The sequence below is a fragment of the Achromobacter sp. ACRQX genome (genome assembly GCF_022346505.1).
Taxonomy (GTDB): Bacteria; Pseudomonadota; Gammaproteobacteria; order Burkholderiales; family Burkholderiaceae_B; genus Achromobacter; species Achromobacter animicus.
The window spans coordinates 108,960-123,979 of the sequence record NZ_JAKRML010000013.1; the positions used below are offsets into that span (position 1 = coordinate 108,960).

The 15,020-nt window shown below is 65.2% G+C and carries 12 protein-coding genes; 7 read left to right on the forward strand and 5 right to left on the reverse strand.

Annotated features, from left to right (window positions below):
- Positions 1–5: 5 nt before the first annotated feature.
- Entirely contained in the window at positions 6–965 is a 960-nt protein-coding gene (gene ftrA / locus MHZ91_RS14140) for a transcriptional regulator FtrA (protein WP_239214212.1), read from the reverse strand.
- A gap of 124 nt (positions 966–1,089) precedes the next feature.
- Here ftrA and MHZ91_RS14145 point away from each other — a divergent pair, with 124 nt between their 5' ends.
- From MHZ91_RS14145 to MHZ91_RS14175, 7 genes are all read left to right on the forward strand, one after another.
- Entirely contained in the window at positions 1,090–1,527 is a 438-nt protein-coding gene (locus MHZ91_RS14145) for a rhodanese-like domain-containing protein (protein WP_239214213.1), read from the forward strand.
- A gap of 112 nt (positions 1,528–1,639) precedes the next feature.
- Entirely contained in the window at positions 1,640–2,329 is a 690-nt protein-coding gene (locus tag MHZ91_RS14150) for a lysozyme inhibitor LprI family protein (protein ID WP_218344385.1), read from the forward strand.
- 280 nt (positions 2,330–2,609) lie between these two features.
- Complete coding sequence (locus MHZ91_RS14155) at positions 2,610–3,131, forward strand: sigma-70 family RNA polymerase sigma factor (protein ID WP_175139312.1); 522 nt, start codon at positions 2,610–2,612, stop codon at positions 3,129–3,131.
- Entirely contained in the window at positions 3,119–4,111 is a 993-nt protein-coding gene (locus MHZ91_RS14160; RefSeq protein WP_239214215.1) for a FecR domain-containing protein, read from the forward strand. The genes MHZ91_RS14155 and MHZ91_RS14160 overlap by 13 nt, the downstream gene beginning before the upstream one ends.
- A gap of 64 nt (positions 4,112–4,175) precedes the next feature.
- On the forward strand, positions 4,176–6,722 hold the full coding sequence (locus tag MHZ91_RS14165; protein WP_239214217.1) for a TonB-dependent receptor: 2,547 nt from the start codon (positions 4,176–4,178) through the stop codon (positions 6,720–6,722).
- A 6-nt stretch (positions 6,723–6,728) separates the two neighbouring features.
- The gene (locus MHZ91_RS14170; RefSeq protein ID WP_239214220.1) at positions 6,729–7,940 is read left to right on the forward strand and encodes a PepSY domain-containing protein; all 1,212 of its coding nucleotides are present in this window, start codon (positions 6,729–6,731) and stop codon (positions 7,938–7,940) included.
- Positions 7,941–8,082: 142 nt separating this feature from the next.
- Positions 8,083–9,312 (forward strand): MFS transporter, encoded by a 1,230-nt coding sequence (locus tag MHZ91_RS14175; protein WP_239214222.1) that lies wholly within the window; start codon positions 8,083–8,085, stop codon positions 9,310–9,312.
- Positions 9,313–9,370: 58 nt separating this feature from the next.
- Here the strand turns inward: MHZ91_RS14175 and MHZ91_RS14180 are convergent, their stop codons facing one another.
- From MHZ91_RS14180 to MHZ91_RS14195, 4 genes are all read right to left on the reverse strand, one after another.
- Positions 9,371–10,204 carry a PhzF family phenazine biosynthesis protein gene (locus MHZ91_RS14180; protein WP_239214224.1) on the reverse strand — a complete coding sequence of 278 codons (834 nt, stop codon included), beginning with the start codon at positions 10,202–10,204 and terminating at the stop codon, positions 9,371–9,373.
- 83 nt (positions 10,205–10,287) lie between these two features.
- Complete coding sequence (locus MHZ91_RS14185; protein WP_239214226.1) at positions 10,288–10,629, reverse strand: DUF3325 domain-containing protein; 342 nt, start codon at positions 10,627–10,629, stop codon at positions 10,288–10,290.
- Complete coding sequence (locus tag MHZ91_RS14190; RefSeq protein ID WP_239214228.1) at positions 10,626–12,506, reverse strand: PepSY domain-containing protein; 1,881 nt, start codon at positions 12,504–12,506, stop codon at positions 10,626–10,628. Before MHZ91_RS14190 ends, MHZ91_RS14185 begins: the two co-directional genes overlap by 4 nt.
- Position 12,507: 1 nt before the next feature.
- Positions 12,508–14,985 carry a TonB-dependent receptor gene (locus MHZ91_RS14195; protein ID WP_239214229.1) on the reverse strand — a complete coding sequence of 826 codons (2,478 nt, stop codon included), beginning with the start codon at positions 14,983–14,985 and terminating at the stop codon, positions 12,508–12,510.
- Positions 14,986–15,020: the final 35 nt, after the last annotated feature.

The following is a 15,020-nucleotide window of genomic DNA, read 5'->3' on the forward strand; positions in this document are numbered from 1 at the left end:
AACGCCTACGCGCCGTTGCCGAACTTATCGCGGTAAGCGGCCGGACTCGTCATCACGATGCGCCGGAAGTGCCTGCGCATGGACTCCTCGGAGCCGAACCCGGCGAGTTCGGCGATGCGGCCAATCGGCAACGGCGTTCTGGCCTCCAGCATGTCACGCGCCGCGGCCACGCGTTCGCGGACCAGCCATTCATACGGCGCCATGCCCGTGGCGTCTTGAAACTGCCGTTGCAACGTGCGCGGGCTCATGGCTGCACGCTCTGCCAGTGATCGCAGGGTGTGTGGCAAAGCAGGATGCAGGCGCATCCAGTCCATCAGCTTGGCCAGTCGCCCGCTTTCATCGTGCGGCATGGGGCGCGGCACAAATTGCGCCTGCCCGCCTTCCCGGTGCGGAGCCACCACGAGCCGTTGCGCCACCCGATTTGCCACGGATCCCCCGTAATCGCGGCGCACCAGGTGAAGCAACATATCCAGACCCGCTGCCGAGCCCGCCGACGTGATGATCTGTCCTTCATCGACATACAGCGCGTCCGGCTGAACGCGCACTTTTGGGTAACGCTGCTGCAGCTTGGCGGCGTATCGCCAGTGCGTGGTGACGGTCTTTTCATCAAGGACGCCTGCCGCCGCCAGCACGAACACACCGGAACAAATCGAACAGAGCCGCGCGCCGCGCTGGTAAGCCATCCGGAGCTTTTTCAGCAAGGGCGCAGGCGGCAACTCGTCCGCATCGCGCCAGCCAGGCACCACGATCGTATCCGCCCGATCGATCAGCTTGAGCGAGTAGGGCGCCGCCACGGTGATGCCGCCTGCCGCGCGCAGCGGGCCGGGCTCGACTGCGCAGACCGCGAAGCGATACCAATCGACGCCGAGCTCGGGACGCTCGAGCGCAAACAGCTCGGTCACACAGCCGAATTCGAAAGTACACAGCCGGTCATAAGCCAGCGCGACGACAAGGTGTTTTTCCATGGCGTGATGTTACCGGTAATTGTCATTTACGCCACTTATCCGGCTCGCGGTCCGCCGTCAGAATGAGGCTCCTGGATCGATCTTCCAGCATCGCTTCTTTGGCCCTTTCACACAGAGTTCAACCATGCCGACCCCCAACCCCGTCACCGCCATCCCCGCCGCCGACAGCGCATCCGCGCTCGCCCACTTTCGCGCAGAACTGCAATTCGAGACCGATTGTTCAGATGTCGCCGGCGCGTTCGCCAGCGGCTCACCCGGTTTCGTGCTGCTGGACGTGCGTAGTCCCACGCTGTTCGCGCAGGGCCATGTGCCGGGCGCGGTGAATCTGCCGCACGGAAAGCTAGTCGAGTCGAAATTGGCGAGCTATCCCGTGGACACGCTGTTCGTGACGTACTGCGCAGGTCCGCATTGCAATGGCGCGACACGGGGCGCGATACGGCTAGCTCAGTTGGGGCGGCTGGTAAAGGTGATGCGCGGCGGGATCACGGGATGGCTCGACGAGCGTTTGCCGCTTGCGGGAATTGATGACGGGCAGGGCGATGAAGGATCTGAGCGCAAATAGCCTTGAAATCCCGCTCCTTTCGTGGGGGGGCGGAGGTATCGTTTCGCGCCAGTCAGGGCAAGGATCATTTTGACCCTACGCCTCCTGAATTCTCGCTATCATCCACGGCACCATGCCGACAAAAAACTTGCTCCCCGCCGCCTGCGCCGCTGCGCTGTGCGCACTCTCCCTGACCGCCACGGCGGCGCCGCAGGCTTCGCCTTCGTTCGACTGCGCCAAGGCGCGCACGGGCGCAGAAAAGGCCATCTGCGCGAATCCGCAACTCGCGGCGCTTGATGCGAGCATCGCCAAGCGCTACAACGAGGCGCGTAAATCCCTGGACGCCGTCACGGCCGAAGCGCTGTTGCGCGACCAGCGCGATTTCACCAAGGTGCGCGACGATGCCTTCGAGCAGCCGTTCGACAAAGACAAGCCAGTCGAGGAGATCGCGACCCGCATGAAACACCGGGACGCGTTCCTTGCCTCGCTGGATTTGGCTGAACGCAAGGGCTTTACCGGCAGATGGCGCAACATCTCGGGCGAGATCTCGCTCTGGAAGAAGCCCGATGGCGACATCCTGTATGAAGGATCCGCCGAAAAGCCGCGCACCGGAAGCTGGTCGTGCAACGTGGAGGCTTCCGGCAAGGCCAAGGGCGAACGGCTGCAGGTCAAGAGCGTCGACACGAAGGGCTGGGTACTGAACCTGAAGCGCCAGGGCGATGCCTTGGTCGTGGAGGAACAGCCGCCCGGCGCGGGTGCATCGGGTCCGCCTTATTGCGGCGCGAATGGAACCTTGGCCGGCACGTTCTTCCCGATACGCTGAGCGATAGCCGAAATGCATGTCTGCGGGTCGAGGCGCAAGCGCCATACCCGCACAAGATTATCGCCAACACGCGGCGCCTTCCGAGGCGGACATCGGCTGCGATGTCTTCGTCGCCACGGGCCTCCTGCCTTCCTGAGCGCAGAAACCTCAACTTCATCTCACGCACCAGCCGGAAATAGAAGCCATTTCAGGGTAAGATTTATCAAGAATGGCTCTTATTTACATTACGATTTGGCCGGGGCTCCTCTGTTCCGGCGCGGAATGATCCCCGCTTGCTCTGATGACGTCCTCCGTTTCCTCGCCCCTGACCGCCCCGCACGGTTCGCTTCTAGCGTCCTTGTACCGAGACCATCAGCCCTGGCTTTTGGGCCGTTTGTGTGCGCGCCTGCGCAACCGTGCCGACGCGGAAGACGTCGCGGCCGAGACATTCGTGCAGTTGGCGGAGTCGGGTGACGCGCCGCATCTACGCGAACCGCGTGCGTTTCTCTCCACGATCGCCAAGCGCGTGCTGTTTCATCTATGGCGGCGGCAGGATCTGGAGCGCGCCTATCTGCAATCCCTGATGGCAGTGCCTGAGGCCGTGGCGCTCTCCGCCGAGCAGCGCGCCCTGTTGCTTGAAGCGATCGAGCGCATAGATCGGGCGCTTGATCAACTGCCGGTTCCTGTCAAGACGGCATTCCTGTACAGCAGGCTCGATGGCATGCGCTATCCCGAGATTGCGCAGGCGTTGGGGGTGTCGCTCGCCACCGTCGAGCGCTATATGAAGCGCGCGCTGCTGCAGTGCCTGGCATGCGAACCCTGACGGATGACGAGCGCCAGCCCGACTCGACGATTTTGGAGGCGGCGGTCGATTGGCAGGTAAGCCTGGAAGCCGGCCGCATGTCGGCCGCCGACCGCGACGCGTTTGAACGGTGGCATGATGCCGATCCCCGCCACGCCCAGGCGTGGCGCCGCGTGACGGGCGTGCTGCAGCAACCGATCACGGTCGTGCAGGAACTCAATGGGCCGTCGCATGGCCAGTTGCTCGCGGCGCGCAAGGCGCTCCTGCACAAGCGCCGGCGGCAAATGCTGCGCGGCGCGCTGGTGTTGGCAGGCACGGCAGGTGGGGGTCTGATGGCGCTGGATCGTGCGCGGCCAATCAGTCAGATGCTGGCCGATCTGAGCACGGGCACCGGCGAACGCCGCAGCTTCGACCTCCCCGACGGCAGCCACGTGATGCTCGACGCGCGCTCGGCCGTGGACCTTGATTTCTCCGGTGCACACCGGAAAATCTCGCTCAGAGCGGGAGGCTTGATTGCGCGGGTGCACGCGCACGCGGCGTCGGCTCTGGCGATCGGCACTTCCTACGGCACGCTGCGGTCAGCCAGCGGGCGCGTCATGGCGGCTCATCACGGCGACTCTGTTCGGGTCGTGGCGCTGGACGGCCCGGTAAGCGTATCCGCCGCGGACGGTAGCCAGGCCACGCTGCAATCCAGCCAAGGCGTCCGGCTGACCCGGAGGGGTCTGCAACCCTTGTCCGGCGATCCCACGGCACTGGCCAGCTGGCAAACCGGCATGCTCAGCGTCGACAATGCCCCGCTCGAAGACGTGGTCCAGGCATTGCAGGCGTATTACGTGGGCGTCCTGCGCGTGGCGCCAGCGGCACGCCGCCTTCCGGTCTTCGGCGTGTTCGCCCTTGATGATCCTGAGCAGGCCATCCAGGCGGTGTCGGCGAGCCTCGGCTTGCGGACCCGCCGGCTCGGATGGCTTATCTCGATCGACGTGCCCGAAAAAAATACGTGAATCGGTGAGGGGTTTTTCGTTCTCGCTCCACAACAAGGGTGAAACGAAACCTGGAGAAGCTTTCATGCCATACCGATTTACAGCGCCCCTGCGGCCTCTCGCCGTCGCCGGTTGGCTGGCCTGCGCCGCAGCCCCGCTGACCTTTCCCCTCAGCGCAGAGGCGGCGGATGCTGCGGCAGCCGGTGCTGCGGCAGCCGGTGCTGCGGCAGCCGGTGCTGCGGCAGCCGGTGCTGCGGCAGCCGATGCTGCGGCAGCCGGTGCCCAGATCGACCTGAACCTGCCCGCCGGCCCCTTGACCGGGAGCCTTACCCGCATCGGCCAGTTGGGGGGACGCAGTATTGCCGCCGACCCGGCGCTGCTCGTTGGCCGTCAGGCCCCCGCGCTCTCTGGCCGCATGACCGCATTCGAAGCCGTGCAACGCGTTTTGGCGGGTTCCGACCTGCAGGCGGTCAGCCTCGCAAGCGGCGCCATCACGATACAGCGCTTGCCCAATCGCGCGGACGCTGCCGCGCCCGAGGTCCAAACCCTGCCGGTCGTCTCGGTGAGCACCGACCGTCTTGCCAGCAACCTGATGGCGCCCACCCGCTCGGTCACCGTGATCGAGGGCGAAACGCTCGACGACTTGCGCGACAACTCGCCCAATCTGGCCACGATGCTGACCAAGGCGGTGCCTGGCATGTCGGATTCAAGCCGGAACCTGACCGATTTCGGTCAGACGCTGCGTGGACGGAACGCGCTGATTCTCGTGGACGGCATTCCCATGAACACGAATCGCGACTCCTCGCGCAACCTGGTCAACGTCGATCCGGGGCGCATCGAACGCATCGAAGTCGTGCGCGGCAGCAACGCCATCTACGGCAGCGGCGCCACCGGCGGCATCATTTCGATCACCACCCGCCAGCCGGGTGGCGAGCCCATCGCCGAGACGAAGGTCGGCATGGACATGTCGCTGTCGAACCCGGGCGCAGCGGGGATGGGCGGTCAGGTGCAGCACTTTTTCTCGGGTAGCAAGGACCGGGTCGATTACGAGCTGGATCTCTCGTACCGCCGCATCGGCGGCTCGTACGATGCGCATGGTGACCGCATCGCGCCGGATGCCAGCCAGGGCGATCTGTTTGACTCCAACACCTACAGCATCGGTGGCAAGCTCGGCTTTCGCATCGACGCCAATCAGCGCGTGCAACTGGCCGCCAGTTACCTGCGCGCCCGGCAGGATACGGACTACGCCAGCGATCCTGCCGTGTCCCGCACGCCGCTTGGCTCGACCAATGCCCGCGCCATCAGAGGCCTGGATCTCGCGCGCCAGAACGAGGTCGAGAATACGCTGGTCAGTCTGAGCTACGACCACCGGGACCTTTGGGGCAGCAGCCTCTCGGCGCTGGCCTATGCCCGCGACAGCAGCACGCGTTTCGCGCCATCGGACTCGCGCGCCAACGTGAATCGCGGCAACAACGTCGACCAGGTCATGCAGAACAACAAGATCTTTGGCGGCCGCCTTACCATCGACACGCCGTTGACCGCTTCGGGCGATACCGCGCTCAGCTGGGGGGCGGACTTCATCCAGGAGCGCAGTGAAATGCCCCTGGACGTGTACGACCCGCAGATCTACGACCAGAGCGGCGGCCTGCAATTCCGGCGCATCGGCACGAATACCTATCTGCCCTGGACCACCACGCGCAGCGTCGGTATCTTCACGCAGCTTCAACACCGCTTCAATGAACGGTGGTCGGCAGAGGCGGGCGTGCGTTACGAGCGGTCGAGCGCCTGGTTCGATGATTTCCAGCCGCTGTCGCAGTCGCGCCTGGCCCGGCCCGCCACCGTGGAAGGCGGGCGCATCAGCTACGACGCGTTCATGTACAACGCGGGCGTGATGTTCCAGCCCACCGACAATCATGAGCTTTTCGCCTCGTTCAGCCAGGGTTTTGACCTTCCTGACGTGGGCCTGCAACTGCGCAATGCGCGTGCGGGCTTCGACATAAACTCGTCAGAGCTGCAGGCAGTCAAGACCAACAACTACGAACTCGGCTGGCGCGGACGCTTTGCCAGCACCGCCGCCTCGCTGGCCGTGTTCCGCTCCGACTCCGACCTTGGCGCGGTGCAGTCCTTCAACAACGGCCTCACGCTCACGCGGACGCGCGAACGCATCCAAGGTGTCGAAGCTACCGTGGACCACTACTTCGACGACGACGTCTGGGCCGTGGGCGGCACGTTCACGTGGATGTACGGCAAGGAGAAGGCGCCGGGCGCGAGCGATACGCGCATCATGACGGGCTATCGGATCCCGCCCCTGAAGCTCACCGCCTACGCGCAATACCAGCCCAGCGAGCGCTGGCGCACGCGCGCGGAGCTGACTTACTTCGGCGCGCGCGACTATCGCCTCTCTGATGGCCGTACGCAATTCGCGCGCGCCGACGTGAAAAGCTACCTGACCGTCGACGTGATGGCCCGTTACGATCTCGACAAGCAGAACTGGTTCACGTTCAGCGTGCAGAACCTCTTCAATCGCCAATACCTGCCGCTCTACAGCCAACTGCTGCGCAGCGGCAACAACAACAGCCGCCTGCCTGCGGCGGGCGCAGTGCTCAGCATGACGTATACGCACCGCTGGTAAGCCGCCATGGCGCGCAAGGCCTGGGTCCAGGTTCATCGTTATTTGGGCCTGACCATGCTCCTGCTGCTGCTGGTCAACGCCGTGACCGGCAGTGTCCTGGCGTTTCAGCACGAGCTCGACCGCTGGCTCAACCCCCAGCTGTTCACTCCTCCACGGCAAGGCGTGGCGCTGCCGCCCGACGTCTTGATCGCGCGCGTGGAAGCGGCCGACCCGCGCCTGCGCGTTGCACTGCTGCCGCTCGATACGCGCCCGGGCGACGCCGTCGAGCTTACGGTCGCGGCGCGCAGGCCGTCGGCCGAGGGCGCGTCCGCCTCACTGGCGTTCAACCGTCTGTTCGTCGACCCCGCGACTGGCGCGGTGCTGGGGCAGCGCCAGTGGGGCGCGTGGCGCATGGACCTGCCGCATCTCATGGGGTGGATGAACCAGCTGCACCGCACGTTCCTTTTGCCCGCGCCATGGGGCATGTGGCTGGTGGGCGGCCTGGCGCTCGTCTGGTTGCTCGCGTCGCTGATTGGTGCGTGGCTCACCTTGCCGGGGTGGGTCCAGGGAAGGGGGACGTTCTGGCAGAAGTGGAAGCCCGCGTGGCAGATCAAACGCGGCGCCTCCCGGCAGCGGCTCAACTTTGATCTGCACCGTGCGTGCGGACTTTGGACCCTGGCCGCGGCTATCGTGCTCGCGGGCTCGGGCGTGTACTTCAATCTGGGCAACGAGATCTTCCGGCCGGCCGTCAGGCTGTTTTCCCCGATCACGCCGCATCCCGTCCAAAGCCTGTCCCGCCATGCCGGAACGCGACCGCCGCCCGCGTACGGCATCCAGACGGCGATTGCGCGCGCACGCGAGCATCTGCCCCCAACCGCGCTCGGCTTCCTGCCCTGGTACGCCAGCCATCTGCCGGACAAAGGCGTCTATCGCATCGCCTTCAAGGAAGACGGCATGCGCGAGCGCGCGCTGCGCCTGCGCTATGAACAGATCTTTCTCGACGATCAGACCGGCTTGCTGCGCGGCATGACGGGATACGACAGCGGTACGGCCGGCGATCGCTTCCTGATCTGGCAGTACCCGCTGCACACCGGCCGCATCCTCGGCTGGCCCGGCCAGGTGCTGGTCGCGGTGACGGGGCTGGTGGTGGCGTTGTTGTGCGTGACGGGTTTTCTGGTGTGGCGCGTGCGGCGCAAGGCGCGCCGGGGCGCGGGGGGGCGGGGCCAGGGCGGCATCTGAGAGGCAGGTCGGAATCCCCAGCTAGAGACGGCTCCGCGGCGGCGGTGCCCAGTTCGCCGGCAGCGAGTCAGGCCGCAGTCGGTATCATTTCGCTTGGCTTCAACGAGGGATCACCCTCGTCACCCCTTTGAGTCCTGCCGCCATGAAGAGCTCTTCTACCGCGTGGGTCATGCCTGTAGTGGCCATTTTCACGCTACAGACTGTCTCCGCGTTTCTTTCACGCCTGATCCCGATCGTTGCGACTGCAATGTCCGAAGAGTTCGGATGGAGCGGGAGTTCCATCGGCTACCTGACCGCGAGCAACGCGCTAGGCGGCCTGATGATTCTCGTTGTCGGCTCGTCCATGCTTCGGAAAATTGGAGGAACGCGCAGCTTGCAGTTGGCTCTGGTTGTGGGAACGGCAAGCATGGCGTTTTTCTATTACCCGAGCATGGCCGTGGCCCTGGTGGCCTGCTTTGCCATGGGGATGAGCAACGGGGCCGCGAACCCGGCCGGAAGTGAGGTGCTGCAGAGATTCTCGCCGCCGGAGATGCGCAATCTCATGTTCTCGGTCAAGCAGGCGGGTGTGCCACTGGGCGGAATGATCGCGGGGCTGTGTATTCCGGTAGTCATCGCCCTAGTCGGGTGGCGCCTGGCCCTCGTTGTCTGTGCGGTGATTGTTTTGGTGCCAACCGCGCTGACCTGGCGATTGAGCGGGATCCTGGATGTGAAGGGCTCGGCGAAGAAGCGGCGGCCGTCCATGATGCCTACGCTGCACTCGTTACGCATGCTCAGCGTGCCGTTGGCGTCGCTGAGAAGCAATCGCGGCTTGTTGAAGATGTCGATTGTGGGCAGCCTGTTTGCCGTATCCCAAAGCTGCTGGTTCGCGTTCACGGTGGTTTACCTGGTGGACCGGCTGGGCTTTTCATTGAGCCTGGCGGGAGCGGTATTTGCCGTGATGCAGGTAGGAGGGGTCGTCGGCAGGATTGCGTTGGGTTGGCTTTCTGACCGCTTGGGGTCGGCCACCGGAAGTTTGTCGATTGCCGCCCTGTTCTCGGCAGGCACGACAATCCTCTTGGGATTTACCACCCCGCAATGGCCGCTCTGGTCTCTCATGGTTCTAGCCTTGGTCGCCGGGTGCTCTGCGGCAAGCTGGAACGGTGTGCAGATTGCGGAGGTCGCCCGCCGCTCGCCGGCCCACCAGATCGCGGAAACGGCTGCGGGAGCCTCGATATTGGTCAGTTTGGTGAACATCGTGGCGCCGGCGGCTTTCGCGGCCACGGTGGCGTTCAGCGGCAGGTACGATATCGCGTTCCTTTGCGCCGGCGCTTGCTCGTTGTTGGTGCTGTTTGTCTTGCCCCGGGACGGGCTTGCTTCCCCAGCGCCTTCTTGAACATCGTGCTGAACGCGGTGACGGAGTTATCCGTCCCGCGACCGGTCGGCCCGCGCGCCTAGCCGATTGCCGACGACTTGCCGCGCACATTCACCGGGGATCCCGGCTCCCCCGTGAACGCCACTTCGATGCGGCAGGGCATGCCCATATCCTCGCCTTGCAGGATGACGATTTCGCCATGGGCTTTCCGGCCCAGGTCGCGCAGCATTCCGGCAAAAGCCGCGGCGGCTGCGCCGGTTGCCGGGTCTTCCAGCACGCCGCCAATGGCAAACGCGTTGCGCGCGTGGAACAGGGTATCGCTCTCGCTGAACACGAACGCGATGGTTCCGATGCGATGCGCTTGCATGAAGTGCCGTCCTTGGTCGAGGTCGTAGTTCATGCGCGCCAATGCGGCGCGTGAAACAAGCGGGACAATCAAGTGGTCGATCCCCGCGTTGGCCATGCAGGGCGCGAGCGTGGGATCCAGGTCGTCCATTGCGTAGCCGAAGAGTTCGAGCGCCTCGGCTAGCAACCCGGGGCTGGCCGGTGCGCTGCGCGTCGGCGGCGAGCGCAGCACGCTTATCCATTCGCCATCCTGGATTTCAGCCGACACTTCGATTTGGGCGTTTGCCAGGGCCAGCGGATACCGGGCCGGCCCCACGGTCTGCCCAAGCACCGCGCCTAGCGCGATGGTCGCATGCCCGCAAAAGGCGACTTCGGCTTCAGGCGAGTAGTACCGGGTGCGCCACGAACCATCGCCGTTTGGACAAGAGAAGACCGTTTCCGAATAGCCGACCTCGGCCGCCACCCTTTGCATTTCGTCGGGCGAGGGGAGTTGATCCGCAAGAACGACGCCGGCGGGATTTCCGCCTTGGCCCTGGCTGGTGAATGCGGCGATCCGGTGAATGTGCATGAGGTTTTCTCTTTTGTCTCGGTGTGGCAATTGTGTATAGGGGGCAAGAATAAGGCAAAGCGCCGATGTTCAGCCGGGCTGTTTCAGGTGCAGGCCAGGCCCAGGCCCAGCAACGCCGCCATCGCGGCCAGAGCCCGAAGGCGCCGCGGCGCATAGCTGAGCGTGAGGGTGGTCAGGATCGCGCCGCATGACAGCATGCCGAGCCAGACCAGTGTCGCCACCGCGATACCCCAGGCCTGCAGGCAGGCGGCCATCGCAGCAAGCGCCAGCAGCGCGGCGCCCAGACGCATGCCGAATCTGAGCCCGCACGTTATGGTTTCGTGACCCGTTGCCTGTTCGTGATGCCGGTCCATTGCCAGCGCCAGGCAGGCAAAGGTGGCGAAGGCCAGCGCCAGCGCGGCCAGGGCTGCGACCGTGGTGCTCATGCGGTCCCCATCGCCCAGGCCAGCGCTGCCAGCACGGTAATGCCGGTCAGCAGCCACCGCCACGCATTCTGCGCCGCGAACACCCACAGCCCTGCCACCGTGTAGATCAGAAAGCTCAGCAGGCTGGCCACGACCACCCCGATCGCGGGGCTGACGAGGCCGCCAAGCGGCAGGAGCTGAGCCAGGACGATGGCGCTCACGGTCGCCAGCGCGTAGCCGCCGAGCACCGCGCAGAGCACCCGGGCCAGCACACGCCAGCGATGGCCACGCGGCGCGGTCGTCACGCGTGCCTGCCGGGGAGCGTTCCAGTCCCCCGCGCGCAGGCGCCAGGCCAGCAGGGTGAAAAGGCCGCCAAGCACGACGATGGTGGACTCCACCAATGCCGCCTGCCAGTCGCCGCGACGCGCATAGGCCAGCGCATGTTGCCCGGTGGTCAGCACGTTGGTCACCGGCAGCAAGAGGCACAGCAGCGCGGTGCAGGCAACCTGTTCGACCCAGGCGCGCCGCACCGGCCGCACGCAGGCATGTGCCAGGCTCAAGAGCCAAGCCACGAAGAAGCCCCTGATCTCCCAGGTGTCGCGGGCGGGCAGTGCTGCCGGGAGCAGGCGGTTGGCATGGAAGTACGCGATGCAGGCCAGAGCGGCTCCCGCAATCGCCGCCACGTTGAGCGCTTCGACAATGCGGTAGAACGCTGGCGTGGCGGCGCCGAATTCGCTCTGGCCCTTGTTGCGCCGCTTGACGGCGTAGAGCACCGCTCCCGTCGCCATCATCAGCGTGCCCGCCAGTCCGCAGACGAAGTACAGCCACTTGATCGTCCAGCCGCCATATGAGGCCACATGCAGGCGCTCCATCACTTCATGCGCGGCGTCGCCAGCTTGCCGGCCGGCGGCTGGATGCAGGGCGGAAAACGCGCCGCTGACGCCGTCGAACACAGCGCGTCCGACCGGGCTCGTGAGATCGCGTATCGTGGCCGCAGAATCCGGCCGGCCATACACGCTGATGCGCTCCCGCGGCTGTCCCGGGCGCTCCACCATGATCATGCGGGCGGGGGTCGCCAGCGCCGTCTGCGCCGCGTGCATCAGCACGCCCAATTGCTGGCGCGCCGGCAGCCCGTCGTCCAGCTGAGGACGTGGGGGCAATGCCGTGGTCCCGGCTAGCGGCGACCCCTCGGCAAGCTCCGCCTGCCAGCGCGCCGCCCCTTGCTCGCCATAGACCGCACGAAGCGGGCCAGGCATGTAGCTGGTGTAGAAGATCGCCAGTCCGGTATAGGCGATCATCAGCTGGAACGGCAGCGTGAGCACGGCCGACGCATTGTGGCCGTCAAGCCAGGCGCGCTGGCCGCGCCCCGGACGAAAGGTGAAAAAGTCCTTGAAGATGCGCTTATGGACAACGATGCCTGACAGCAGCGCGGCCAGCATGCCGATCGTCAGCCAGCCCACCAGCCAGAAGCCGAACGTGCCGGCATGCAAGCTGTAGTGCAACGTCATGAAATGGCGGCCGCCTTCGCTCTTGCGTCCCCACGGCTGGGGCAAAGCGGTGCCGTCGCGCGGATCCATCGCGGCTTCGTGCGTGACGCCGGCGTTGGTGCGCCACACCAGCCGCATTGCCTGCGTCGTCGCTTCGGGCAGCTCGATGCGCCAGAAGCGTACGTCGGCTTCCTGGTCAGCGAGAAAACGCGAGGCCGCCGCCAGCACGGCCTCCTGCGGCAGTACCAGCGGCGCGGGCGGCAAGACGGGTTCGGCCGTCATCCAGCGCGAAATCGGCCCCCGGAATACGCTGATGCTGCCGGCCAGGAAGATCAGACACAGCAGCCAGGCGCACACCAGTCCGCACCAGGTGTGCAGCCAGCTCATGCGCTGGCGCAGGCCGGGCTTCATGTCAGAACGTGCCGCGCAGCGTCAGCATGGCGTTGCGGGGATCGCCGTAATGAATGCCGTTGACCAGGTTGCCGACGGCGCTGTAGTAGGTCTTGTCGAAGATGTTGTTGAGGTTGACCGTGGCGGCCCAATTGCGGTTGATCTGGTACTTCGCGTAGGCGCTCCACACCGCGCGGCCGCTGGCGTGCACGGTGGTGGCGCCGATCTGGCGCGACTGCCCGCTCTGCACATTGACACCGCCGCCCACTGTGAAGGCGTTCAGGTCGCCAGGCAATTGATACGTGGTCCAGAGCCGGAAGATGTGCTTGGGCGTGTACCACGCGAACGCCTGGCCTTCGCTGTCCTGGTCCTTCAGGTACTTGGTCGTGTTGAAGGTGTAGCCGGCAAAGAGGTTCCAGCCCCGGGTCAGCTCGCCGCTGATCTCGGCGTCAAAGCCCTGGCTGCGTACCTTGCCCGCGTCGGTGTAGCAGAAATAGCCGGCAGCGCAGGTCGGGCTGGTGTTGAAATCCACCTGGGCGCGGTTGTTCTGGTTGATGCGAAAGAGCGCGAATGCGGTATTGACGCGGCCGTCCAGCAACTCACCTTTCAAGCCCAGTTCGTAGCTTTCACCAACGATCGGCTTGAGCGACTCTCCCGCGGCATTCACCTCGCTCTGCGGCTGGAAGATGTCGGTGTAGCTCACATAGGTAGTCCATTGCGGCGACAGGTCCAGCATCAGGCCGGCATACGGCGTGAAGTGGGTGTTGGCCTGTTTGGTCTGATCGTTGACGAGCTCGCCGGCTTCAGTCGTGTTGGTCGTCCAGACCCGGTTGGATCGGCTGAATCGGCCGCCCAGCACCAGCTTCAGGGGATCGGCAAGTTGCAGGCGCGTGGTGCCGTAGAAGCCCAGTTCGCGATTGGAGCCGATGCGCGCCTCGTCGGTGTCTGCGCGTATCTCGGCCGTGGTGGGCTCGGGCAGGTTCGGATTGAAATTGAACGCGTTGAAGGTCGCGTAATTGACCAGGTACGCGTAGGAGGTGTCGATCTTGCTGTGTCCGTAGTTGGCGCCCACGACCACCTCGTGCGTGCGGCCGAACGCACGGAACTTGCCGGTCAGGTTTGCATCCACGCCCGAGGTGTCGATGTCGGCCACCGTCCTGGCCACGCTGACCGTCGCCATCTGCGTCACGGGATTCACCGCCCGGCTCGACGCGGTGTACTTCAGATGCTGGCTTTCTTTCACGTAGGCGCCGGTCATCTTGAAACGCCAGTCGTCGTTGAACGCATGCGTGAAGTCGGCGTAGAAACCCTGGTTCGAGGTCTCCTGCCGGTTCCAGTTTGCGCCGAAGCTGGTGGACCGCCTGAAGCCCACCTCTTCACCGTTGCTGTAGCGCGGCAGGCCCGAGATCGAAGGACGGCCGCGCAGGTCTTCGTAGCTATATCCTAGGTTCACCTGCGTGCGAGGCGAGAAGTCGTACTCGACCGTGGCGTAGACGGTGGTGTTCTTCAGGTTTACCCGGTCCACGAAAGAGTGCTGGTCCTGGCGGTCGATCAGGGCGCGTCCGCGCAGGCTGCCGTCTTCGTTCAGCAGAGCGCTGCCGTCCAACTGCATGCCGTAACGATCCCAGCTTCCGGCCTGGGTTTCGACCATGAAGCGGTCTTCCTGCAGGGGGCGCATGCGCACCAGGTTCACCGCGCCGCCAGGGGAACCCGAGCCCTGCAGCAGGCCGGCCGCGCCGCGCAGCACTTCGACGCGGTCATAGAACGCGGTGCCGCCCGAGTAGTTGCTGGCGCGGCCATACATGCTGCGTTCCAGCGGCACGCCGTCGTACTGGATCACGCTGTTGTTGAAGCCGCGGGAATAGATGTATTTGCCGCCCTGCGGGCTCTGCTGCAAGGTCACGCCGGTGGTGTTTTCCAGCGCGTCATATACCGAGGTCAGGTTCTGCTCGTCCAGGCGCTGGCGTGTCACCACGCTGACCGATTGCGGTATATCTCGCAGCTGCTGCTCGCCCTTGCCGATGGTGACCGCCGACGTGGTGTAGGACCCGGTGCCTTCGGTCATGAGCCGGTACTCCTGCCCCGTCACGGTGACAGGTTCGAGCATGGTGGCGCCGCCGCCAGGCAGGCGCCGCACGGCATAGCCGCCGCTGGAAAGCCTGACGCCCTCGAATCCGGTACGGGACAGCAATGCGCTCAAACCGCGCCCGGCGCTCCAGCGTCCTTGCAGCCCCTCGGACCGCAGCCCGCTCACCTGCGCGGCATCGAACGACACATTCACGCCGGCGGCGCGCGCAAACTGGTTCAGCGCCTGCTCAAGCGGCCCGGCTTCGATGGCGAAGGTGTATTCCGCTTCTTGCGCGGCGACACCGGCCTGCGCTTGGACTGCTGGGGCGATAAAGCCAAGAGCGGCGCCACACAGCAGGCCGGAAAGAACGGTGGACAACACGGTCGGGACGGGCGTCAGGCGCGACGTTCTGGGGGTACGAGCGAGGGTCATTGCGAAATCTTGATAGGCCAGGTTGAAAGATGTCT